This is a genomic window from Halomonas sp. THAF12 (assembly GCF_009363675.1).
GTDB classification, from domain to species: domain Bacteria; phylum Pseudomonadota; class Gammaproteobacteria; order Pseudomonadales; family Halomonadaceae; genus Halomonas; species Halomonas smyrnensis.
Map to the genome: position 1 here is coordinate 2,026,039 of NZ_CP045399.1, position 23,683 is coordinate 2,049,721.

General features: G+C 58.6%; 16 protein-coding genes and 1 pseudogene. 10 read left to right on the plus strand and 7 right to left on the minus strand.

Translation table 11 applies throughout. The features are described 5' to 3' along the window. Positions 1-13: 13 nt before the first annotated feature. From FIU88_RS09430 to FIU88_RS09455, 6 genes are all read right to left on the minus strand, one after another. Entirely contained in the window at positions 14-802 is a 789-nt protein-coding gene (locus FIU88_RS09430; protein ID WP_152479038.1) for a hypothetical protein, read from the minus strand. Between the two features lie 26 nt (positions 803-828). Further along, the gene (locus tag FIU88_RS09435; RefSeq protein ID WP_172977690.1) at positions 829-2,283 is read right to left on the minus strand and encodes a CDP-glycerol glycerophosphotransferase family protein; all 1,455 of its coding nucleotides are present in this window, start codon (positions 2,281-2,283) and stop codon (positions 829-831) included. Positions 2,284-2,835: 552 nt separating this feature from the next. After that, positions 2,836-4,410: a phosphoglucomutase (alpha-D-glucose-1,6-bisphosphate-dependent) gene (gene pgm / locus FIU88_RS09440; protein WP_152479040.1), complete on the minus strand. Its 1,575-nt coding sequence runs from the start codon at positions 4,408-4,410 to the stop codon at positions 2,836-2,838. 127 nt (positions 4,411-4,537) lie between these two features. Then, positions 4,538-5,695: a glycosyltransferase gene (locus FIU88_RS09445; protein ID WP_253742469.1), complete on the minus strand. Its 1,158-nt coding sequence runs from the start codon at positions 5,693-5,695 to the stop codon at positions 4,538-4,540. A 632-nt stretch (positions 5,696-6,327) separates the two neighbouring features. Continuing rightward, on the minus strand, positions 6,328-7,095 hold the full coding sequence (locus tag FIU88_RS09450) for a class II aldolase/adducin family protein (protein WP_172977691.1): 768 nt from the start codon (positions 7,093-7,095) through the stop codon (positions 6,328-6,330). 241 nt (positions 7,096-7,336) lie between these two features. Continuing rightward, on the minus strand, positions 7,337-8,239 hold the full coding sequence (locus tag FIU88_RS09455) for a LysR family transcriptional regulator (RefSeq protein WP_152479041.1): 903 nt from the start codon (positions 8,237-8,239) through the stop codon (positions 7,337-7,339). A 139-nt stretch (positions 8,240-8,378) separates the two neighbouring features. Between FIU88_RS09455 and FIU88_RS09460 the strand changes: the two genes are divergently transcribed. The 6 genes from FIU88_RS09460 to FIU88_RS09485 all read left to right on the plus strand — a co-directional run bounded on the left by FIU88_RS09460 (position 8,379) and on the right by FIU88_RS09485 (position 14,459). Beyond that, complete coding sequence (locus tag FIU88_RS09460) at positions 8,379-9,572, plus strand: amidohydrolase (protein WP_152479042.1); 1,194 nt, start codon at positions 8,379-8,381, stop codon at positions 9,570-9,572. A 49-nt stretch (positions 9,573-9,621) separates the two neighbouring features. Beyond that, a complete protein-coding gene (locus FIU88_RS09465) occupies positions 9,622-9,846 on the plus strand; it encodes a DUF3311 domain-containing protein (RefSeq protein WP_152479043.1) in 225 nt (74 codons plus the stop codon). After that, positions 9,839-11,314 (plus strand): sodium:solute symporter, encoded by a 1,476-nt coding sequence (locus tag FIU88_RS09470; RefSeq protein WP_152479044.1) that lies wholly within the window; start codon positions 9,839-9,841, stop codon positions 11,312-11,314. Before FIU88_RS09465 ends, FIU88_RS09470 begins: the two co-directional genes overlap by 8 nt. A 245-nt stretch (positions 11,315-11,559) precedes the next feature. Further along, the gene (locus tag FIU88_RS09475) at positions 11,560-12,597 is read left to right on the plus strand and encodes a TRAP transporter substrate-binding protein (protein WP_152479045.1); all 1,038 of its coding nucleotides are present in this window, start codon (positions 11,560-11,562) and stop codon (positions 12,595-12,597) included. Beyond that, entirely contained in the window at positions 12,594-13,154 is a 561-nt protein-coding gene (locus FIU88_RS09480) for a TRAP transporter small permease (protein WP_152479046.1), read from the plus strand. The genes FIU88_RS09475 and FIU88_RS09480 overlap by 4 nt, the downstream gene beginning before the upstream one ends. After that, positions 13,155-14,459 (plus strand): TRAP transporter large permease, encoded by a 1,305-nt coding sequence (locus FIU88_RS09485; RefSeq protein WP_152479047.1) that lies wholly within the window; start codon positions 13,155-13,157, stop codon positions 14,457-14,459. It abuts the gene before it with no gap. A gap of 12 nt (positions 14,460-14,471) precedes the next feature. Here FIU88_RS09485 and FIU88_RS09490 read toward each other — a convergent pair whose 3' ends face one another. Then, positions 14,472-15,815 carry an O-antigen ligase gene (locus FIU88_RS09490; RefSeq protein ID WP_152479048.1) on the minus strand — a complete coding sequence of 448 codons (1,344 nt, stop codon included), beginning with the start codon at positions 15,813-15,815 and terminating at the stop codon, positions 14,472-14,474. 1,234 nt (positions 15,816-17,049) lie between these two features. On the opposite strand from FIU88_RS09490, the gene FIU88_RS19160 reads away from it, so the two are divergent. The 4 genes and pseudogenes from FIU88_RS19160 to FIU88_RS19390 all read left to right on the plus strand — a co-directional run. Further along, positions 17,050-18,015, plus strand: coding sequence for a hypothetical protein (locus FIU88_RS19160; protein WP_172977692.1), 966 nt, complete (start codon positions 17,050-17,052; stop codon positions 18,013-18,015). A gap of 98 nt (positions 18,016-18,113) precedes the next feature. Further along, positions 18,114-20,453, plus strand: coding sequence for a hypothetical protein (locus FIU88_RS09500; RefSeq protein WP_152479049.1), 2,340 nt, complete (start codon positions 18,114-18,116; stop codon positions 20,451-20,453). Continuing rightward, the gene (locus tag FIU88_RS09505) at positions 20,444-22,786 is read left to right on the plus strand and encodes a hypothetical protein (protein ID WP_172977693.1); all 2,343 of its coding nucleotides are present in this window, start codon (positions 20,444-20,446) and stop codon (positions 22,784-22,786) included. The genes FIU88_RS09500 and FIU88_RS09505 overlap by 10 nt, the downstream gene beginning before the upstream one ends. 167 nt (positions 22,787-22,953) lie before the next feature. After that, a pseudogene (locus FIU88_RS19390) lies at positions 22,954-23,536 on the plus strand (IS1595 family transposase); the annotation flags it as partial. Positions 23,537-23,683: the final 147 nt, after the last annotated feature.

Sequence of the window (23,683 nt, forward strand, 5' to 3'; positions counted from 1 at the left end):
CATACCACGATACTCAATTGGCCTCTTGGGCATACTTTTTTACATATCCACCGCTATATATTTTAATACTTTCATATGAAAATCTCTGAAGAGCCTGAAAGGCCTGCCTGGAGATCAACAAGCAAAAAAGCGCTTCGTACACACCCATCCCCAAAAAATAAACACCAACAACCAAGAAAAAAAACAACAACAAAAAACAAACCGAGCAGATATACTCAACACATTGCCGCCGATGCAAATTCAAAAAAGTCAGCCTTCTATCGCTCGTCACTGTATATGTCGTCTTTGCAAAAAACCTCAACGCCAAGGAAACAACAAACAAAAATAGAGAAGAGACAAGAAAATTGACACAAGCTAGAAGGATAGAGGAAGACAAAATCAACAGAATATCAGATAAAACCTTGCAAGAAGACTCGTACAAACCTTTGAATTTATCATTTCCAATTTTTTTCTCATTCCCCACCTCCCCTTCAAGAATGTTTTTCACAGAATTAGATAAAGAACTATCCATCAACCTTCGACCCAAAACACCCGAGGCAATATAGGCCACATAGAGAAGAGGAACCAGACTCATAAAAACAAAAACTATATAGTCTTTTTCGAAATACTTGCCGAAGTAAGCCGGAACACTTTCAGAAGAAACAACAATCAATATTTTCAGAGGGAGGAATAGCGACATAACTTGGAAGAATCTAGACAAACAAAGCGCTATGGCCGGAAAAAAAAGCTTATATTTACACTCCCTTACGAAGAAAAAAACCAACGTCTTGACATTACCCAAATGGCAGAGCAGCTCTTTCATATCAACTCTTTCCAAAAACAGTCAAATCAAAGACTTTCCACAAAACTTATAAAACGCCTTGCCGATCCTTCCGGAAACTCCGACAAAGAATCTTTCTTAACTGAATTACGAATATCAAACAATGAGTCACTCTCTGACACGGCATCGATCATTGCTAACATATTAGAGTTTTCTTCAATCACATACGATGCTCTACTGGATGGGAACTCACTATACAAAGACTCGCCATCCTTCTTCTTGACATTAAAAAGAAAAATAGGCTTTTGAGTAACGAGAAACTCATTCAAAACACTCGAAATATCTGTTATTAACGCATCACTACGGTTCATCAGCTCGTGTATTGGCACCATCTTATCGACAACCTCAACATCATTTTCTTTGCATACCTGTTCCATCTCATGAAGCCACACTCTAGTTTCTTCATTTCGACTGCCGGTATATGGATGAGGCTTGAATATCAGCTTATATTTACCACTCTCAATGATACTTTTTATCTTTTGAAAGCCACTCTCTTCTACTGAGCTATAATTGACATCATCGACAAATCCTTCCCATGTAGGCGCGTAAAGTATGGTTTTTATTTCTTTGGGAGCATTGATTTTGTCAAGCAGGATTTCTGCCTGCGGCCTTCCCACGAAGACAACTTGATCAGATCGCAACGGCAACCCAGCAGTCTCCAGCCGCCTTTTCGCCAAAGGCCCCCCAACCAAAATCTTGTCATATGCCATCAAGAACTTACTTTGATTTACAGCTTTATCACTCTCACCATGATTTATAAAACAGTGATTTAACTTAAAATGACGCAACGCCTGAGCATTCTTCATTGGATTCGCAGGATAAAGAACCGTTCTGACTGATCCAGTTGTGGACAGGATAAATTCTACATCATGTGACGTCCTAGCATAAAAAACAGGAATGTCTGTCTTTATCATGCCATCGTATATTGATCTTTCCCTCACCAGCACAGCTACTTTTCTATCGAAAAGCTCCAGAACCGGGATCCACTGGTTTATCTGGTAAGCTACATTTTTTAAGCCAGAAATATAAACAATTATCTCTGGAGAATAAGAAGATATTTGCTTTTTCTGAAATTCAATCAACTCCTTTGAGCCATAAACTCTCTTGAAAAGAACATAAAAAGGCTTAGCAAAGAACGCCGATGAAATTAAAATCACCGCAGCTCCTGTAAAAGGGCTGTATTCAGATATCAGAGGTGTCACGCACAATAAAACTGAGATATTGGAAAAATACCTCGGGAAAACAGAAGGCAACCCTGCACGCATTACTTCAATCGAAATGATCTTGCCATATATTTTTCGATACTTTCCAAAACAGTACTGGAGAAGTACGGCACACAGTGTCAAAAATACGGTGGCAGAGGACACCCCCCCAAAAAAACATGATGCCAAAAAAGAAACAAATACAGTAAAGACTGCCAGGTGATGACTTTTTTTAACTTGCTTCTTGAAGTTGATTTTCATATACCTGCTCATTTTGTGCTGCAAAGCAAAACATAGGTGCATTAAGCTTTTTATATCTTAATGCGAAAGGTAAGAAAGTGGTGTCGGCGTTTAAAGAGGATTCAATCAAGCACGCTACCGCCCAGGGATTGTCCCGGGCGTTTTCCCATGCCCTGCTGTCTTGTAGCGATGGTGCCGACCTCCAAGGCCAAGCCACCCACCACGTTGTCAGACCTGCGATTCTACGCCAGTACCCCTGGCGCCTCTATCCAGCGGCGCCAGGCAGCGCGGGCAGGCTAAGTTTGCCTGGTCATGTTCGGCGACCCAGCCACAAAAAACCCTCCGACGCATCCCGCCAGAGGGTTTTAGCTCAGCCTATCGCAACCGAAGGGCCGGTCATACGGCCAATAGCCGTGCAAGAAAGCGCTACTTCCGCCCACAAACCTATGTCTGGAGCGTTTTCAGCTTCAGAGGGCACACTTTTCGCCCAACACTTTGAATAGCAAGAAGTTAAGCACACTTCGCCCTCTATCTCAACACGAGCCAGGGCTGGCTACACGGTCGACTAAGAGGCTACAGAGCCTCATCCAGCATCGCCTGGGCCTCTTCGATCATGGCCTGCAGGTGGGCCTCGCCACGGAAGCTCTCGGCATAGACCTTGTAGAGCGGTTCGGTGCCGCTGGGGCGAGCCGCGAACCAGCCGTTGGCGGTTTCCACCTTGAGCCCGCCGATTGGGGCATCGTTGCCGGGCGCATTGACGAGGATGCGCTCGACCGTATCGCCGGCCAGGGTGGTGACGGCCAGGCTCGCGGGATCCAGGCGCTTGAACGCCTGCTGCTGTTCGGGGGTGCAGGCGGTGTCGACGCGCCGGTAATGGGGCGCACCGTGGCGTTCTGTCAGCTCACGATAGGCCTCGCTCGGGCGCTTGCCGGTCACGGCCATCAGCTCGGCGGCCAGCAGGCACAGCAGGATGCCATCCTTGTCGGTCGACCAGGCCCGGCCATCCAGGGTCAGGAAGCTCGCGCCGGCACTCTCCTCGCCGCCGAAGGCCAGCCAGCCTTCATGCAGGCCATCGACGAACCACTTGAAGCCGACCGGCACCTCGTGGAGCTCGCGGCCTCGGGCCGCCACCACGCGGTCGATGATCGACGACGACACCAGCGTCTTGCCGACCTTGAGCGTCTCGCGCCAGCCGGGGCGATGGGTCAGCAGGTAGTCGATGGCCACCGCCAGGTAGTGGTTCGGGTTCATCAGGCCGGCGGCGTCGACGATGCCGTGGCGATCGGCATCCGGATCGTTGCCGAAGGCCAGGTCGAAGTTGTCTTTCATCGCCAGCAGGTTGGCCATGGCGGACGAACTGGAGCAGTCCATGCGGGTCTTGCCGTCATGGTCCGGCGGCATGAAGGCAAAGCTCTCGTCGATCTCGGTGTTGACCACCTCGAGGGCGAGGCCGTGGCGGTCGGCGATGGCCTGCCACACCGGCAGTGCCGTGCCGCCCATGGGGTCGGCCGCCAGCGTGAGACCGGCGCGCTTGATCGCCTCCAGATCCACCACCGAGGCGAGGCCGTCGACGTATTCGCCCACCATGTCATGGCGAACGGCCTGCGCCAGCGCTTCCTCCAGCGACACCTCGGCCACCGCCTCGAGCTCCTGGGTCAGATGCTCGTTGGCGCGGCGTTCGATCCAGCCGGTCACCTCGCCTTCGGCGGGGCCGCCGTGCGGCGGATTGTACTTGATGCCGCCGTCTTCGGGCGGGTTGTGCGACGGCGTGACGATCAGGCCATCGGCCTGGGGCGTGGCGCCCTCGGCGTTGTGGGCCAGGATCGCCCGACTCACCACCGGGGTGGCGGTCAGCTCGCCGTCACGCTCGATGCGCACCTCCACGCCGTTGGCGATCAGCACCTGCAGCGCCGTTTCCCAGGCGGGGCGCGACAGCGCATGGCTATCGCGGCCGAGGTACAGCGGGCCGGTGATGCCGGCCTGGCGGCGGTAATCCACCACGGCCTGAGCCACGGCCAGGATATGCGCGCGATTGAAGGAGCCCGCCAGCGAGCGCCCGCGATGCCCCGAGGTGCCGAAGCTCACCGCCTGGGTGGAATCGGCGGGATCGGGCTGAATATCGTAAAACGCCTGAATCACGTCCTGCATGTCACTATCTCCATGTCATTCATGCGCCCTGTGCCGATGACAGCCGGTGTAAAGACTCGTCGGCCGTTGAATCGTTCGTTATGGTGCCATATCGACGCCACGCGTCCAGCGCTTCGGTGAGGCCCTGTCAGGCTCCGGCCTGGGTCGTTGGCGCCAGGAACGCCTCGGCGACGGTTTCCGGGCGAAAATCGTACAGCCAGGCCTCTTGGATCGCAGGCGCCTCCTGCTCGAGCGCCGCTCGCAACCCGCGAGCCAGTCCCTCGACGGAGTGCGGCACGATGGCGGCCTCCAGGTCGCCCTTGAGAATCTCCCGAATGCCGCCCGGGCAGTCGACGCTCAGCACCGGCGTGCCGCAGGCCAGCGCCTCGAACAGCACGATGCCCATGCCCTCGAAGCGGGAACTCAGCACGAACAGCCGGGCATGATGCATCCAAGGGTAGGGGTTGCTGCGCTGGCCCACGAAGCGAACCCGTTCGGCGATGCCGAGCTCTTCGGCCAGCGCCTCCAGCGCCCCACGTTCCTGGCCGTCACCGACCAGCACCAGCGGCAGGGTCAGGCCGGACTCGGCATAGGCCTTCAGCAGCAGCGCCTGGTCCTTGGCCGGCACCAGCCGGGCGACATTGACCAGATAGGGCTCGTCCGGGAGGTCGGGCTCGGGTTCGCGCATCGCCTCGCGGATGCCCTCCACCGGGCAGGGGTTCGGGATCACCCGCAACGAGGCGGGACGGAACCGCCAGTACTGTTCGGCCTTTTTCACACTCTCGGCGACGCCGCGCGACACCGTGACCAGATGACGATGCTGGAACAGGCAGCGCCCCATCAGACGCCGCCTCATGCTCGGTCGCGAGGCATGCAGAATGTTCTCCAGCACGTAGCAGGCTCTGTCGTCGCGGAAGGTCCAGACCTGCTCGAAGGTGCCGATGCCGCGGAAGACGATGCGATCGATGCGCCCGTGGCGCCGCTCGAACCGCCGCAACCAAAGCTTGAAGACCGCGCCACCCATGATCCCGGTGCCCAGATACAGCGAACGCTTGATCAGCGGATTCACCACCAGCCGTGCCAGCAGCTCAAGCAGCAGCCCGAGCCCAGTGACCCGAGACCACCAACGCAGATTAAGATGATGGTGCTTTACCCCCGGATGCGCAGGCGACAGCTCGCGCTCGACGCGGCGAAAGCTCAGCAGATGGCTTTCGTGGCCTGCCTCGGCGAAGGCATCCGCCAGATTGACCGCGACGCGCTCCATGCCCCCCATCTTCAGGGAACGCACCACGACAAGTGTTCTCACAATGACTCTCCTTTCTCCAACGCTCCTTCTCCCGAATCGAATGCCGACGCATCGATCGCACGTGCCACGCAAACGCCTCAGGTCCGGGATAGGCCGATATGGAACACCATCGCGAGCGCCGATGCCATAGGCGCTGCCGGGGCATCCAGGGCTGAATGGCCAGCGGGCCAGGCACGCAGTGGCGGTTCAGGCGTGCACGCCGAGGCTCGGCGACGAGAAGAAAATGGGCGGGGCATCGCGGCCGCCGACAAGGCGCATGCCCACCCTACCACTAAGGTCTCGTTGTCGGATCGAGTCATGACGCCCATCATGCCCCTCAACAAACGCACATAAAAAAAGTCCCCCGAAGGGGACCAGTTGGAGCACGCCAGCTCACGTTCGAAGGGCCGCCGCCACGGCGGCCTTTCCCTTCGAACTTAGCGAACAGCGGGCCAATAACTACAAAAAATATTGATATCAAGGCCTTAGCCAATAACAAACCCAGGCCTTGTCGATTCTACCCCACACCTCCTTCCTTCCGACGCACCACCGTTGCGCCAGCCCCTCGCGATTCGCCCTCATATGGTGCCGAAGCGTTTAATCCCCGGAAGCCATTGGCTTGCCGGGCGCTCTGGGTGGGGAATGCCGCCCGATCAGTTCCTGTAGCTCGGGTCCAGCGAATCCAGGGTGCGCAGGTGCGCCGCCCATTCGAGCGCCAGGTCGCCCTCCTCATGGATGGTCTGGTCGTAATGGCGCGCCACATGCCGGGCAACCTCTTCCGGCACCAGGCTCAGCGGCTCGCCGGTGCCCTGGGCGGCCCCCTGCAGCTCGCAGGCCCGCTCCAGGTAGAACATGTTGTTGAACATCTCGGCCGCCGAGGCGCCGGTGGTCAGCAGACCATGGTTGCGCAGCACCAGCGCCGAGTGGTTGCCGAGGCTCGCCACGATGCGCTCGCGCTCGTCCAGGTCCAGGGCGATGCCTTCGTAGTCGTGGTAGGACACTCGCTCGTGGAACTGCAGCGAGATCTGGTTCAGCCGCGTCTCGAGCCCGCGCGCCTGGGTGGCCACCGTGATGCCGGCCCGAGTATGGGTGTGCATCACCCAGGCCGCGCCGTGGTTCGCCCGATGAATGGCGGAGTGAATGGTGAAGCCTGCCGGGTTCACGCCCTCCGGGCTATCGTCCACCTTGCGCCCATCGACATCGATCTTCACCAGCAAGGACGCGGTGATCTCCTCCCAGCGCCAGCCATAGGGATTGATCAGGAAGTGCCCTTCCTCCCCCGGCACGCGCGCGGTGATGTGGGTATAGATCAGGTCCGTCATGCGATAGTGGGCGGCCAGCCGATAGCAGGCCGCCAGCGCGATGCGGGCCTCTCGCTCGGCATCGCTGATCTCGGCATGGCGGGACGGATCGAGACTCATCGTGGGCTCCTTTGACGGAATGGTTCGGGAATAGCCGATCATCAGGAGCATGCCAGCTGCGGCATGGCCGCCGACAGCATCGGCAACGGCTCGATTGCCTCTTACCGCAGCGCCGCGCGGCTTTACAGCATCGCCCCTAATCTGAGATAGGAACGTTCCCTCCGTCATCGCCTGACCTTCAGCAACGCTTTAGGCGGCAAGGATCAAGTGGAGTAATAACTCAGGGTAACAAGCGCCGTGGTTAGACAGGCGACGGCGCAAGCGAACGCGATTCGGCGAGCTCGATCAGCCGATCCACTGCCGGCTGTCGAGCATCGCGCCGCCACACCAGCATCAATGGCAAGACCAGTTCCAGATCGTCCAGCCGATGACTGACCACGCCCTCCGGGGCGCCTGACATGGTCATCTCCGGCAGGATAGTGCAGCCCATGCCCGCCGCCACCAGGCACAGCATGGTGGCGTTATCGGCACCTTGCTGCACTACATGGGGTGTGAACCCCCGTCGCTGGAAGGCGTGGATCAGCTTGTCGTGGTAGGCCGGCGTGGCGCTGCGGTCGAACCAGATGAAATCCTCACCGTTCAGCTCCGACAGCCGCCGTGGTGGGCTCTCCGCCAGCGGCGATCCACTGCTGGTCACCAGTACCAGTCGATCCTCATAGAGACAGTGACTGCACAGATCCTCGTCGTCATCGGGCGGAAAGAACAACATGCCGGCATCCAGCTGCTGTCGACGCAGGCTCTCGATCTGTGGCGCCGACAGCAGCGACACCACCTTCAGCGTGACTTCCGAATTTTGCTGTCGGAAATCATTGAGCAAGCGGACGATCTGTGGTGCCCATAAATGCATGACCGTCACGCCCAGACGCAGCTGGCCCATTTGACCGTCCGCGATGCGCTGCGCATTGCGTTTGGCCTGCTCGAACTCGCCGAGCAAACGCTGCACTTCTCGATGAAACGCCTCCCCCGCCGCCGTAAGCCGAATCCCCTGGCGTGAGCGCACCAGCAGCTCGGCGCCCACCGCCTCCTCAAGCAGCTTGAGCTGTCGCGTCAGCGCAGGCTGAGCCAACGGAATCCGCTTGGCGGCGGCAGAGATGGAACCCTCTTCCACCACAGCCATGAAGTAGCGTAACTGCTTGAAGTCCATATCTTTCCTTGTGAATCATAACGAGCGACAAGCATCGCGACATACAATTTAAGTATATAAAGAAAAAAATAATACTATTTTATCGATACTTCACGGGTCGCCATGATGAACCATCATCCACCAACAACAAACGCTAACTATGACCGATTTCATCGACCCGACCTTCTTCGAGCGGCACCACGCCGCCCTCACAGAGCTGCGCCAGGCACTGCATCGCCAACCGGAGCTGGGCTTTCAGGAGCACATCACCGCCGAACGCATCGCCACCGAGCTGACGCGCTTGGACCTTCCCTTCGAGGCCGGGATCGGCGGTACCGGCATCGTCGTCACCGTTAAGGGCCATCGGGCCGACAACGGTCGCCGAGTCGGGCTGCGTGCCGACATGGACGCCCTGCCGATTCAAGAGCTCAACGAGCACGACCACGCCTCCGAATGCCCCGGTGTCATGCACGCCTGCGGCCACGACGGCCACACCACCATGCTGTTGGGCGTCGCGGCCTATCTGGCCGAGCATCGCGACTTCGCCGGCACGCTCTACCTGGTGTTTCAGCCCGCCGAGGAAGGCCTGGGCGGCGGGCGTGCGATGGTCGAGGAGGGGCTCTTCGAGCGCTATCCGATGGACGCCATCTATGGCTTGCACAACTGGCCGGCCTTGCCTGCCGGGCAGGTCGCCGTGCGCTCGGGGCCAATCATGGCCGCGACCGACCGGCTCGACATTGTCGTGCGTGGCAAGGGCGGACACGGCGGGGTCAATCCGCATCTCTCGACCGACCCGGTTCGCACCACCGGCGCTCTGATCCAGGCGCTGCACAGCGTGGTCTCACGCGATGCTGACCCGCTCGCAGCCGCCGCGCTCAGCCTCTGCGGCCTGCAGGGCGGCGACCTTAATGGCTTCGCCATCATTCCAGACGACGTGCGCATCAGCGGCACGGTACGCACCCTCGATGAGGCCACCCAGACCCGCATGCGGGACGCCATCCATCGCATCTGCGACGGCATCGCCGCCGCCCACGACGCCACCATCGAGGTGGACTACCAAGACATCTTCCCCGTCACCTACAACGACGCCGCGGCGGCCGAGCATGTCGCGGCCACCGCCGTCGACCTGTTCGGCGAAGAGGTGCTGGAAGACGGGGTCAAGCCGAGCCTCGGCGGCGAGGACTTCTCCTTCATGCTGCAGCAGTGCCCCGGGGCCTACTTCTTCCTCGGCACCGCCAAGGGAGAGGACACGCCGCCCCTGCACAACGCGCGCTTCGACTTCAATGACGACGTCATTCCCACAGGCTGCCGACTGCTGACGGCCATCGGCCTCGGCGCCCTGAACCAACCCTGAATACGGCACTTCCCGCAACGCTCCGACAATCACAACAACGAGGCAACACATGACGACCAAACCGACGCTTCCCTCACGGGGAATGCTCTGCTATTTCGTGCTCTGCACCCTGGCCATGGTGTGGCCCGGCGCGCTCATTGCCAACCGTATCGAGCCCTTGGTAATGGGCCTTCCCTTCTTCCTTTTCTGGTACATCGCCTGGGTGTTCGCCATGTTTGTGGGCCTGGTGATCTGCTATCGCCGCGATACCGCCGAGGAGGTCGACGATGAATGATTCACTGCTGATCACCGCCATGACCTTCGGCTACCTGCTGATCGTACTGCTCGTCGGTCTCAGAGCACGGCGTGGCCAGAGCTCCTCTCTGGAGGGTTACGTCGCCGGTGGGCGCCATATGGGGCTGCTGGTGCTGTTCTTCATCTTGGGGGCCGAGGTCTTCTCCGCCTTCGCCTTCCTGGGTGCCCCGGGCTGGGCCTACGGCAAGGGCGCACCGGCGCTCTACATCGTTGCCTACCTGGCGCTGACAGTGCTGGTGTGGTGGCTGATCGCACCACACATCTCTCGGCTGGGACGGCAACACGGCTTCCTCACCCAGGCCGAATTCCTTTCCGCCTGCTATCCGACTCATGGCAACGTGCTGGGTCTGCTGACCGGCATCATCAGCGTGCTGGCCATGATCCCTTACCTGACGATCCAAATCGCCGGAGCCGGCATGCTGTTCGAGGCGGCGACCTCGGGCACCATTCCCTTCTGGTTAGGCAGCCTAGTCGCCTGCGGCGTGGTCGCCGCCTACGTGTATGCCAGCGGTCTGCAAGGCATCGGTTGGACCAATCTGCTGCAGGGCGTGATGATGATCGTCATCGCCTGGACTCTGGGGCTGACCACCGCGGAGCAGTTCTTCGGTGGTGTCAGCGAGATGTTCCGCGAGATCCAGAGCCAGGCCCCGGAATATCTGACCATGCCTGGTGCACAAGGCATGGGCTGGGGCGCCTTTTCCACGGCCATCCTGGTCAGCGCGCTGGGCTGCGTGATGTGGCCGCACATCTTCATGAAGTTCTACAGCGCCAAGAGCGAGCGCACCCTCAAGCGCGTGTTCGTGCTCTACCCACTATACAGCTACCTGCTGATCCCGCTGCTGATCATCGGCTTCGCCGGCATCCTGGTGCTACAAGACACCCCGCTCGACTCTCCGGATCAGGTACTGCTGACCCTGGTGGTGGAAATGGCCGACTTCCCGGCCTGGCTGATCGGCATCGCTCTGTCGGGCGCCCTGGCCGCCGCCATGTCCACCGCCGCCAACCTGGCGCACACCTCGGCCACCATCTTGGTGCGCGATATCGGCCAGCACCTGCCGGCGTGGCGTCATCTGCCAGATCACAAGACCCTGAAGCTGACCCGCATCGGCGTGCTCGTCATCTCGCTGGCCGCCTACCTGCTGGCCCTGGCCAACCCGGGCTCGTTGGTCGCCCTACTGCTGGGCGCCTACGGCATCGTGGTGCAGCTGCTACCGATGCTGCTCGGCGCGCTGTTCTGGCGTCGTGCCTCGCGCAACGCCGCCTTCGTCGGCCTCGCCGTCGGTGCCGTCGTCACGCTGTTCCTGCAGTTCGGCGGCAACGCTCCGTTTGGCTGGCACGCCGGTTTCTGCGGGCTGCTGGTCAACTCTGTGATCTTCATCACCATGAGCCTGGCCACCCTCCGATCGAACGCAAACTCTCCGGCGGAGGCCCTGGCCGCCCGCGCCTGACCGCCCTCACCAGTGAACCCAAGCCCGGCCTTCGTGCCGGGCTTTTTCATGGCGCCTCATACTGAGGAGATGTGCCCGCCGAAGATACCCGCCCTTGGACAGCCGACAATGCCACGTGCCATCTAGAAACGAATCCGCACACTCTGCCGCAAACAGAACCTTTGGGGTCGTAATCACACCGCTCATGCGCATCGGGATTCTGGATGCTGATAGAACCAATGATTACAAGCACAAAGGATACATCGATGACCGTCTTCCCGACTCGCCTCCAGACGCTGCGCCCGTCCCGCCGCACCGCGGCCCTGCCGCTGATGGCCCTCGGCCTCGCCGCATCGCTGCCGGCTCATTCCGCCGGCATGGACTTCTCAAACGAATACAACGCCAACTCGATCCATGCCGAGGGCGATGCCTGGTTTATCGACCGCGTCGAGGCGCTGACCGACGGCGAGGTCGACATCACCCTGCACTCCGGCGGCGCGCTGGGCTTCCGCTCGGGCGATCACTTCTACGCCGTGGCCGACAACGCGGTGCAGATCGCCGACAGCCTCTCCGGCGCGCTGGGCGGCATCGATCCGATCTTCCTGCTCTCGTCGCTGCCCTTCCTGGCCGATGACGTCGAATCGGCCCAGCGGCTCTACGAGATCGCCCGCCCGGAATACGCCAAGGTGTTCGAGGACAACGACCAGATCCTGCTCTACGCCTCGCCCTGGCCGGCCAGCGGCATCTGGTCAGAGGAGCCGGTCACCAGCATGGAGGCCCTCGACGGCCTAAAGATCCGCAGCTACGACCGCAACGGCACCGCCACCCTGGTCAACGCCGGCGCCTCCCCGGTGAAGCTGTCCTGGGCAGACGTCGTGCCCCAGCTCGCCACCGGCGGCATCGAGGCGGTGCTGACCTCCGCCGAGGCCGGCGCCAGCGGCAGCTTCTGGGAGCACCTGAGCGACTTCAGCGCCATCCAGTACGCCGTGCCGCTCAACATGGTGCACATGAACCGCGACGCCTTCGAATCGCTGAGCGAGGCAGAACAGCAGGCCGTGCTCCAGGCCGCCGAGGAAACCGACGCCCACAACTGGGAGGTAGTGAAGGAGCGCGTGGCCGAGAACTATGCCGAGCTCGAGGAGCACGGCGTCGCCATCCACGATCCGGTACCGGAGGAATTCCACGCCGCGCTCGCCGAGGCCGCCCAGCCGGTGGTCGATGACTGGGTCGAGAGCACCGGCGAGCGCGCCACCCGCATCCTCGAGGCCTTCAACGAGGCGGGCGACCAAGAGAGCGGCCAATGAGCTCGCAGCATCGCCGTGACGGCAGCGCCTTCCCCAGCGTCGCCGCACTGCTGGTCGATGCTCTCGGCCGGCTGACCAGAGCCCTCGCGGCGCTGGGGGCCGGCCTGGCCATGCTGCTGGTGGTCTACATGCTCGGCCATATCCTGCTCGAGATCGGCATGCGCCTGTTCGGGCGCTCGACCTTCATCCTCGACGAGTACATCGGCTACGCTGTGGCGGCGATGACCTTCCTCGGCCTGCCCTACGCCCTCGAGAAAGGCGGGCTGATCCGCGTCGCGCTGGTGCTCAAGCGGCTGCCCCAGGCCTGGCGCTGGCCGCTGGAGCTGTTCGCCAGCGTCAGCGCCCTGCTGGCCTTCGGCTGGCTGGCCCGCTACTGGACCATCGCCGTGGAGCGCAGCTTCCAGCGCGGCATCGTCAGCGAGACCCTGGCCCAGACGCCGCTGTGGATTCCCCAGGGCACGGTGCTGGTCGGCCTCTATCTGCTGTGCCTGGTGCTCATCGTCCGCTCGCTGCGCATCCTGGTGCAGCGCCACGCCTTCGACGCCGGAGACGCCTGAATGGAAACGCTATTCATCGGGGCCGGCGTGATCGGCATCCTGCTGGCCGTGCTCGCGCTGGGCAGCTGGGTGTTCGCCGGCCTGGTCATCGTCGCCATGCTCTCGCTGTGGGGGCTCGGCGACTTCGACGCCAACCGCATCGGCCTGATCCTGTCCAAGATCCTGTTCCGCGCCGCCAACAGCTGGGAGCTCTCGGCCATCCCGCTGTTCATCCTGATGGGCGAACTGATCTTCCGCTCCAACATCTCCGAGCGGCTGTTCCGCGGCCTGACGCCGTTCACCCGCCACCTGCCCGGCGGCATCCTGCACACCAACGTGCTGGGCTGCACGCTGTTCGCCGCGGTCAGCGGCTCCAGCGCGGCCACCACCGCCACCATCGGCAAGATCACCACCCGCGAGCTCGACCAGCGCCGCTACGACCGCGACCTCTCGATCGGCTCGCTGGCCGGCGCCGGCAGCCTGGGGCTCTTGATTCCGCCGTCGATCGTGATGATCGTCTACGGCGTGCAGGCCGAGGTCTCGATCAGCAAGCTGTTCATGGCCGGCGTGCTGCCGGGGCTGGTGATCGCCGCGCTGTACGTCGGCTACGTGGGACTGCGCTGCCTGGCCAACCCGGCCCTCGCGCCGAAGGCCGAGGACACCGGCAGCGGCATGCTGCAGGCGCTGCGTGACCTCGCCCCGGTGCTGGGGCTGATCGTGATCGTCATCGGCGCCATCTACACCGGCATCGCCACGCCCTCGGAGGCCGCCGCCGTGGGCTGCGCCGCCACCCTGGCGCTGCTCTTGTGGGAGCGCCAGCTGACGGTGGCGCTGTTCATCGACGCCCTGTGCGGCGCGCTGATCAGCGCGGTGATGGTGTGCAGCCTGCTGGTGGCCGCCGCCCTGCTCTCCACCGCCATGGGCTACCTGCACCTGCCGAGCGAGCTGGCCGGCTGGATCGCCGAACAGGGCTTCTCGCCCATCGCCCTGCTGCTGGCCATGGCGATGTTCTACGTGCTGCTGGGGCTGTTCCTGGATGGCATCTCGATCACCGTGATGAGCCTGCCGATCACCCTGCCGATCATCATCCAGGCCGGCTACGACCCGCTGTGGTTCGGCGTCTTCCTGGTGATCATGGTGGAACTGGGGCAGATCACCCCGCCGGTGGGCTTCAACCTGTTCGTGCTTCAGAGCCTGACCGGCGAGAGCATCGGCCGCGTGGCGCTGGCCGCCGCGCCCTTCTTCCTGCTGATGTGCCTGGCCGCGCTGATCATCAGCGTATGGCCGCAGATCGCGCTGTGGCTACCCACGGTACTGTCAGGCTAGCCAAGGTCAGGGTCAGCCCCCTCCAGACAACGGTGGGGGCTGATCCCATGATTGGCTTGAGCGGCTGGTCCCACATCGAACCTCTTCTCCCCGCAACAGCACCCAGCACGCCAGGCCCAGTCCCAGGAAGCCACTCAACCCTCGCACATCGCGCAGCATCGACTGGGTCAGCCCGAAATCGATGAAGGCCAGGGAAATCATCAGCCCGGCGGCGGCCAGTATCTGAACGCCGGCATCGCCATGGGCCAACCGCCGCGAGAACAGAACGATCGGCACGCCATAGAGCAGTATCAGGCTGGCCAGCCCCACCAGGCCGCGGCGAGCCGTGGTATCGATGATGTCACTGTGCAGCTGGTCATAGGCACTCACCCCCGGGTGCAGCTCGCCGGATTCCACCATCGCATCGCGGGCGGCTTCCAGCCGGCCTTCGCCCCAGCCGGTCAGAGGGCGTTCCTGAAACAGCGCCCAGCCGCTGCGCCACATTTCCAGCCGCAGCCCCACGGAGCTACCGCGCTGATCCTGCTGCCAGTACTGCTGGACGTTATCGACCGCCAACACGACGCGGTCGATGACGCCCGACTGCGGCAGAACCACGACACTCGCCAACAGCAGCGAAACCACCAACATGCCGCCCCGCCACCCTCGCTGGAGATCCGCTCCCAGCACCTCGCGGCCCGTTCGATAGCAGAGCCACAGCAGCAGCGGCGCCGATAGCCATCCGCCACGCGTGCCGGAAAGCAGCGAGGCCAGAATGCCCGACAGCGCGGCTCCCACGGCCAGCGCCACGCCGAGCTTGCGCCATCGGCCGTTCAGGCCAGAGGCCCGTGCCCACCACAGCGCCGCCAGCAGCGACAGCCCGCCCAGCAGCAGAGACAGATTACCGAAGGGAATCGCATTCATGCCGTTGTCGGCCCGGGCCACGCCCAGCGCCAGCCGCTCGTAAAGGGCGATGCCACCGACCGTCCAGGCCCCCAGACACACGCCGATCCACCAGTGCCGTGGCAGTGGATGATGCCCGCGCAGCCAGATCAGCAGTGCCGCCGTCAGCACCGGCCACAGCGGCAGGAAGACGCCCTGGTTACCCTCTCCCACCGGCCAAATGCCGGTGCGCCAGACATCCCACAGCCAGAGTCCGGCGAACGCCAGCAGGGCCAGGCACCACAGGCCATCTTCTCCATCGACACCGTCGAACCGCTTGAACACGCCGGGCCTCAGTGCCACCCCAGCCATCGCCAGCAAGGCCACCGTCAGCGGCACCAGGGCATATCCCAGGCTCACGACAATCAACAGGGCCGCGAAGGCGGCCAGCAGCCAGGAATTAAGTCGCTGCCAGTGTGACAGTGATGCCACCCTCATCCTCTTTCCTCACCAATGGGGGATCGGCCCCGTGATCACATGATGTCGAAGCTCGTATGACACAGCACATAGGGAGCCGTTCATGGCGGCAGCCGAAAACGAGGCAGCTAGCCTTTGCTACTACTCCCGGGCCAAAACCTCGTTCATCGTCAATTCTCTCTCCGACCAGCGGTATACGCACTCGAAGTCTGACTATATCGAGTAGGCCGACACCGTGCGCGAGCGGCACGATGGGGAGCTCAACCCGGAAGTCTTCACCGACGCCGTGCTACTCGGGGGATTCAATCGATCGTCGCAACATCTCGATACGGGAGATGTTACATGGGAACGATAACATCGCTGGGGCGCAAGACCAGGCGGGCACCGATGCGTTCTTTTAGTAGTCCGGGCGTCAAGCAGCAGGGTGCCAGGCGCGCGTTCGGGAATCGCATGACCAGGGACTATCGAGAGAGGACAAAGCCTTGGAGTGGTTCGGTTGGTTCAATCAGCAGCGGCTACTGGAGCCGATCGGCAACAGGCACCGGCTGAACGAGAGGCCCTGCATTCCGAGCAACAGGGTCTGGCCAAGAAGGCGGCCTGACTCAAGCCAACTGGTCCGAGAAAGCCGGTACGGTTCATCCTGGCGGGCGACACGCTATCCCTCCCCGCACTCAATGCACGGGGTATCTCGTAAAACCTGATGATGTGGCCGCAATTGGATAAGACCTTCTGAACCCACGCCACACGCACCGATAAGGGTGGCCAAGCGAATGCCGTGGGAATTCACGGCCCTGCTGGACGCGCTACAGGCACTGGCCCCAGGACAAGCTGTACAGGATCCAGATGGTGCCAACACGCGATAGCACAGGGTGCAGTACACAGTGGCCAAATCCTGGTTAGGGATCTAGCGCCTTCCCACCGAGTGCAGGTCGGTACCTGGAAAGAAGCCGTCCTTTCCCCCCTCCTCATTGACCGAGCATCCCCCTTCGCAGCTATGACGTATCAAAAAAAGTGACTAGGAATCGCAAAAACCAGATCGATGACCCCTGTAGATAGGGTGCGACACCAACAGGAGTACCCTAATGAACAGGTTCCACACCGCTTCTGAAGCACACCGCCGACCACGCCAGATCCTCAGGGCCAGCTCCTCAGGGCCAGCGCCATACACCTCTCCGCCAAAAAAAATCGTCTTTCCACCGCAAATGCGCGTGATTTGACCCCTTTTCTATACATAGGCGCTTAACCGGAGAGCACTATGAGCAACATCCAGGTCACAAAACGTCTGATCCCCAAGGGCAGCTGGACTGTGAAGGCCCTCATCTGCATCATGGAGGTAATGAATATCGCTGAGGTGAAACATCTGGCCTCAACTTTCGGGGATACGGCTGTATCACTAGATACAGGCGCATTCTTTTTTGAGGGCATCAAACAAGAAAAAGAAATCATCAACCCATCCTCAGTTGTGAATGAAATTCAAAACTATAGCCGCCCTGGCATTAGTAGCTTTATAGGATATACCATCGATCGTAAAACCTTACGGCCAGGCGAAGAAAGGTTCTTATCATTTTACTTCCAAAAGGTCGAACCTGCTTGCCTCGGAAGCAATGAAAAAGGCGAACAAAAAGCATTGAGACAAAAATGCCTCAAACTGCTTTTTGAAGACAAGACACTCATGGAGTTCATCTATAATTTTGTACTGCCTGGCGAAGACCTTACAAAACCATCTGCAATTGAAAAGCTGTTCAAACACACATTTTCAAAGCGCACTATTGAGCTAGACCTCGCTAACCTGCGCCGACAAGGCAAACTCAAAAAATTTGAAAATTTAATAAACAAAAAATCAGCTCAGGGGCAAGAGCAGGAGCAGGAGCAGGAGCAGGAGCAGGAGCAGGAGCAGGAGCAGGAGCAGGAGCAGGAGCAGGAGCAGGAGCAGGAGCAGGAGCAGGAGCAGGAGCAGGAGCAGGAGCAGGAGCAGGAGCAGGAGCAGGAGCAGGAGCAGGAGCAGGAGCAGGAGCAGGAGCAGGAGCAGGAGCAGGAAGATAATGAAGCATTAAAACAGGAAGTCAAAACCAGAAATAGTGAAAATAAAAGCCAGCACAATCAGACACATGCGCACAGAGAAAAACATCTCGATCCAGATAGAAGGGAAGAAATCGCAATACCAAAACACCAGTGCCATGTCAAAGAAGTGTTAAGCAAAAGACTGGGACTTAAAATGTAGCTTCATAACATTCATAACATGCGGGCATATCCAAAAGGACAAACGGTGAGCCCGCATGACAAGCACCACTTTTACATGCATTTATTTTGGAAGCCATCATGAACAAGACAGCCCAAACACCTATATGGATCATCGAGCGACATCATGACCTCTTCCACACTTTCAGAGTGGAAAACAAACTATTACATGCTTACATGAGCCTCATAAAGTATTTCCTACCTCCCCCCAACCGGCCCGATCTACTCCTGGCCTGCGAACTATTTACCAGGGATCATGCGGCACCCATTCCTAGCGCGTTAATCGATGCAATCGAAAACACAGAATCACTGAATGCTAATGCTTGTACTACGGCAGGCACACAGTATCCTGTCTGGTACGCACTCAGCCACTCCGGATTTCTCAATAGGCAACAGGCGGGAACGCAATCGGCCAGACAGATTCTCACCAATTGGTTTACGCCTATTGAGCGGCATGCCGAGCCTTCAATATATCTAGATCAGACAAGAGATGTCCGGGATGTTTTGAAGGTCGTACTGGACACTATGGATCGACATAGCATGACACTAGCCACCAGTCAGGATGTCATCCGCATCATGGGACATCCCACAATGCGAGAGGAACGCGGTAATCTCGACAAAAAATATAAAACATTCTATGAGTTGCATGAGGCTCAGCGCAGACCGGGGGTTCGAATCGGCCACAACCTGTCCGGATATAAAAAGAAAGCCCACCACTCAGAGTTCCGAAAAGAACTCAACCGCTACCAGAAAAGGCGCCGCGAACAAATCACCGATGCCCCATTCGCCCACCAGCAGCTCATCACTGAAACGACCGCGGCAGAGCGGTTCTCTGGTGAGGGGCAGATCGACAAGGCGCTGACAGAGCCCGGTTATCGATTTGCGCGCCATACGCCATCTAACACAGAATTTGACGACACACCGAGTATTCCCGTTATCCAACGTACCACGCCATCTCAGTTGACACCCGCTGACGACCGGCGGGCGGCACGCAAGGCAGTCGAGATAGCAGCGACTAACACACTGGCGACACTAGAGGACGTGCATCGTTTGACGCCCTGGCAAACGCGACAGGTTCTAAAGATGGATATGCCACCACTGGAGCGAGCAATAACACGACTTTTACTCGTCACGGGGATGCCGGTCAATCGGCTCGCCAAGATTCAGCGCACTTCTCATGATGGGGAGCCCACTGATGAAATCCCCTTGTGGGAGCCTGAGTCGGCTACTTGGCGCTATCGGCTGCAAGATGGCCCCAGCCCCGCACAGGACGGTAACACCTCTCACTTATGGGTGACGCTGCGCCTGCCCGCCGAGATTAACGAAGCCCTACTGAGTGCCAACTCAGAGACCCCACTCATCGGTAGCATTCAGCGTCTAAATAGACGACTTCGCCATAAATTCAGAGATACCGCGGGCCTCACTGCTACTGCCCATCGGCTTTGCGCGACGTCGTGGTTGATAATGCGACCTTTAGCCACTGACAGCCACATCGTTAATACCCTACGGGGGGAATACGGCCAGATCGAGTCGGCCCCAGCAGCGTATCGCCGGACCGATAGCACAACACTTCAAAAATTATTTGATACAGGGTTGCGCCGTTGCGGCATCCCAGTCCAATCGGCACCATCGCCGGATATCACCAACCACTATGTAGGATCTTCACGTGTACTGACGGCGTCCGAGTGGCGGCAATGGACCACCAGTATCCTGGAGGCAATTGGGCAAGCAAGAGACCCTTTGGAGCTTTGGTTATCCCCTGACCCATTACCCATCGAATCCGTCGTTGAATATGTCCAGCTGGCTTCCGCCTATGCGTATCTGGGGTGGCTACTGAGTACGGGGGCCCGGCCCGTATCCGCCAATACGCAATCCATTGTCACCGGCACCCGCACCTGGATCAGTGACAAGGCTTCACGCCGGGGCAAAGAAAGTCGAGTCATTCCTCTCCATAAGGTCTCGGCTCGTCAACTGCAATCACATTGCATGCTCATAGAGCAAACCATTCATCTACTAAATAAATACCACTACCCAATTGAAGATCTGCGACGCCCTGATCAGCAATGGCCCGCCTGGATGTCGCTTACTCACCATAATCAACCACGGTGTCGCATCCGTGCCATACATCACTCAGATTTTCGAAAGATATTAATTAGCCTGGACAACGCAGATCGCCCATTAGGTGCACTATTGCCCTCCGATAATGCGACGCGACACAGTATGACTACGGCGTTATATCGTACTGCCCCCGAAGCCGAACTGGATGCACTGGTCGGCCACGCAAGGATAGGTAGAGATCGCAACCACCCACGAGCTAACGCGCCGATCCAACAAAGCAAAGCATGTCAGCAGGAAATGACAGCATGGCTGAAAGCCATAGGGTACCGCGAACTCGATATGGAGATACCACCATGGCACTGATGCTTACCACCCCGCTAATACTGGGAGAACTGATCTCTCTTGGCTCGACTGTGTGCCATTCCACTCGGCGTGAAGAAACAGAAAGCATCCTCGACATAATCATCCCGCATCAAATAGATGGCCAGCTGGCACTCACGAGCGATCAAGTAGAAAATTTGATCTATACCTACAGAAATATGCGTAAGTCCAAGGGAAAGACTTATCGACTGGCCGATTGCCGCCATCGCATGATCGGTGTTCTGGAGGCACTCAATGGTCTCCCCCATTGTCACAATGTGTTGCCAACCACGCCTCAGCCGCTGCATCGCCCGACAGCGATGCCACAACGGGGCGAACAGTTACAGGACATTGAGGAATCCAAAGTACTCCGCCCCAACATTCTACAATGGTGCCGTGGGAGTCAGCATCCCGATGGATGGCTGTTAACACTGGCGACGGCACTAGCCGCACGTCTGGGCATGGGGGAGCGAGTCATTGTCTCGACCCTCGCCATGCTCCGCCAGAAAATGGTGGCAAAAGACTTATGGCTATCAATTCCTACTCAGCCGATCGAGTTACCACAAGTGGGGCGATATACCCTTCAGGTGCCACACGATGTATGGCAGGCCTTGCGGGCAATCAGGACTCATGCTCGAGCCCGAAACCCCGACACACTATTACTTTTCTCAGCACATGATGCGCAGAGAGACTTGGACAAACGTGAAAAACAATTGCGCGAACGCCTGAATAAGGCATTCAAGGCCTACCAAAAAGCAGCTCGCCGCGACAACCAACTAATGGTGCCGACATACTGTGAGAGCTGGTATACCCTGGCCAGAGCAGCACGCTATCTACCGGTGTTCGCCGGATTGCCGCCCTTATGGGCCACGCTGCTGGCCCGATACCCCCTCCCCACCAGCACAACGCGCACCTTACTTGGCTCATCGCGCTGGCAAGACGAGCCGGATGTTTTAAATTCCCACCCGAGCAAGCTGCCGGTCATCGTAGAAGCCCCGGAAGCCCTAACACGAGAAGCAGGTAGCTGGGACAGACAGACGGCATCATTGCCCGAAGATTGGCCACGCCAATTAAAAAATATCATCAACCAATTTCTGAATGCCGTCTTGTCGGAAGTTGACGCTCCTTACACCAAGGCATCCCATCGCACAGTCATAGAAAGGATTGTCACTCGTTACCAGCAACAAGTGTCACGTTTAACCGGCACCCAAACCAGTTATGTCCACCTACTGCTGGATTGGGGTTACGACCTACTGTGCTGCCAAAAGAAACACAAATGGAAAACAGTGAGCACATATCTTTCTCGGGTTAGCCATATGAGCGTCATCGAAAACCCTGCCATCTTAGACATGCAGGAATGGGATGACGACACCATTGAAGACATTCAACTCACGCTACTCCACGAAACACGACTGGAGGCAAGCACACGCCACAACACACTCCAGCTACTACGGCGATTCTTTGCATTTTGCACCGAGCTAGGTCTCTTGGAGGGATTGCATTTACCACAGGCAAGCATAGACGTTCCCATGAGCACCCTGCGGACGGAAATCATCTCACCGCGCGATGCCGAGCTACTCTGGAAACAGTTAACTCTTGCCAGTGTGCCTGGCTCCATGAACCAGATGTATGCCTTGATATTGGCACTCGGATGTTACGGTGGGCTGCGCATCTCCGAAGTCGCCAGCCTGACGCTAAAAGATATTCAGATCGAACCTTGGGTCAAATTCTCCGATGATTTTATGCAGCCATTAACGGACGAGACAGATCCTCTGGAAACCGCAATGGCTTGTTGGATCATCGTAAAATGGGGGAAGACAGAGTCCGCTAGGCGTCGCATTCCCTTTCATGTACTAGCATGCCGTGATGTGATTCCTGTACTAGACGATTGGATTCAAGAACGGCGTCGACAATGCCCAAACGAGCGACTAGAAAAAATAGCGTTATTTGGCCCCCAAGGAAATCCTGATGCCTATAAGAAGGAAGCGATCGGTCACGCCATCCTGCCAATACTCAAGGACACGCTAGGAAAACGTGTCGACTTCCACAGCCTCCGCCATGCCGCGGCGAGCTGGCTATTCCTCAGACTGCATGCTGCTCAGCATCAAAGCTTTGCTGACTCTCTTTCTTATCGTTTTGATGAACTATTTCAGGATGATCGTTGCCAAGAAGCTCTTGAGCATTTTTGCTCGGCAGAAGGCGAAGACATTCTTCAGCGAGGTAACCTTTATGAAGTCGTCGCCAAGTGGATTGGCCACAGGCACTCTGGAACCACGATTCTTTATTATGCCCACACCATGTCGATCATCCACTCCGACATATTGAAAAGACTTTGAAGCTCATCCTGCGAAGCTGCCAGTGCCAGAGGTCCCCCCTCCAACATTCGTACCAGGCGGGAGTCTTCCTGGGAGAATATTCAGAGGACCTGAAGAGCGCGGGTGCTGCGCTTATAGCTTTAATCCAAGGCTGTAAAAAGATGAAAAACTTTCGTACCGAGCACACCAACACGCTGACGGCGACACCACTGGCACGCGTTCCTCGAGTCGCGTGCTAGCAGATGTATGCCCAAGTCATGATTGGGAGGCTGACCGCGCGAGCGGCAGCACGGCGCTGCGCCATCAGCAAGAATACAGCCTTTCGTTGGCGACACCGGTTTATGGTGCTGGCGGCTCAACTCACGCCCATCGGGAACGGCATCGAGGAAGTCGATGAAACGTTTTTTCTGGAACCCTTCAAGGGACAGCGCGACCTGCCATGCCACCGCGTCGACGTGGCGGCGTGGGGAAGAAGCGAGAGACGAGGCCCGAACAGATACCGGTGATGGTAGTACGCGATCGAGAGGGTCATACGGCAGGGCAGACTTCCTCCTGGACAAGCTCGATGCTCGGCATATCCAGGACGCCCTATCTCCCCTCATCGATCAGCAAGCGGTGCTCTGGACAAATGGTGCCAGCGTGTACTCGGCCTTCGCCCGCTGCTATGGCATCACTTATCCGGTGGTGCAAGCCAGGTCTGAACAGCGAATCCGCGCGGGGGCCTTTCACATCCAGAACATCACTGCTGATCAAGCTATTGGCAGGGTCAAGCACCAGCACATCGGTCAACCCAAATAGCACACGTGGTTGATACTGAGCACGGCATCTTCCCCTTGGCAGCGTCACCAGGACGAGGCAGGCTATTGAGCGGCGTGGCGGTGGTTTTTCGTGACGATCCACCGTCAGTGATCTAGTAGA

Coding starts and splice junctions, on each gene's coding strand:
- pgm (WP_152479040.1), bottom strand. CDS start 4,410: ATGCAGGACGTGATTCAGGCGTTTTACGATATTCAGCCCGATCCCGCC.
- FIU88_RS09470 (WP_152479044.1), top strand. CDS start 9,839: ATGAATGATTCACTGCTGATCACCGCCATGACCTTCGGCTACCTGCTG.
- FIU88_RS09490 (WP_152479048.1), bottom strand. CDS start 15,815: ATGAGGGTGGCATCACTGTCACACTGGCAGCGACTTAATTCCTGGCTG.
- FIU88_RS09435 (WP_172977690.1), bottom strand. CDS start 2,283: ATGAAAATCAACTTCAAGAAGCAAGTTAAAAAAAGTCATCACCTGGCA.
- FIU88_RS09455 (WP_152479041.1), bottom strand. CDS start 8,239: ATGGACTTCAAGCAGTTACGCTACTTCATGGCTGTGGTGGAAGAGGGT.
- FIU88_RS09485 (WP_152479047.1), top strand. CDS start 13,155: ATGGAAACGCTATTCATCGGGGCCGGCGTGATCGGCATCCTGCTGGCC.
- FIU88_RS09460 (WP_152479042.1), top strand. CDS start 8,379: ATGACCGATTTCATCGACCCGACCTTCTTCGAGCGGCACCACGCCGCC.
- FIU88_RS09430 (WP_152479038.1), bottom strand. CDS start 802: ATGAAAGAGCTGCTCTGCCATTTGGGTAATGTCAAGACGTTGGTTTTT.
- FIU88_RS09505 (WP_172977693.1), top strand. CDS start 20,444: ATGGCACTGATGCTTACCACCCCGCTAATACTGGGAGAACTGATCTCT.
- FIU88_RS09465 (WP_152479043.1), top strand. CDS start 9,622: ATGACGACCAAACCGACGCTTCCCTCACGGGGAATGCTCTGCTATTTC.
- FIU88_RS09480 (WP_152479046.1), top strand. CDS start 12,594: ATGAGCTCGCAGCATCGCCGTGACGGCAGCGCCTTCCCCAGCGTCGCC.
- FIU88_RS09475 (WP_152479045.1), top strand. CDS start 11,560: ATGACCGTCTTCCCGACTCGCCTCCAGACGCTGCGCCCGTCCCGCCGC.
- FIU88_RS19160 (WP_172977692.1), top strand. CDS start 17,050: ATGAGCAACATCCAGGTCACAAAACGTCTGATCCCCAAGGGCAGCTGG.
- FIU88_RS09450 (WP_172977691.1), bottom strand. CDS start 7,095: ATGAGTCTCGATCCGTCCCGCCATGCCGAGATCAGCGATGCCGAGCGA.
- FIU88_RS09500 (WP_152479049.1), top strand. CDS start 18,114: ATGAACAAGACAGCCCAAACACCTATATGGATCATCGAGCGACATCAT.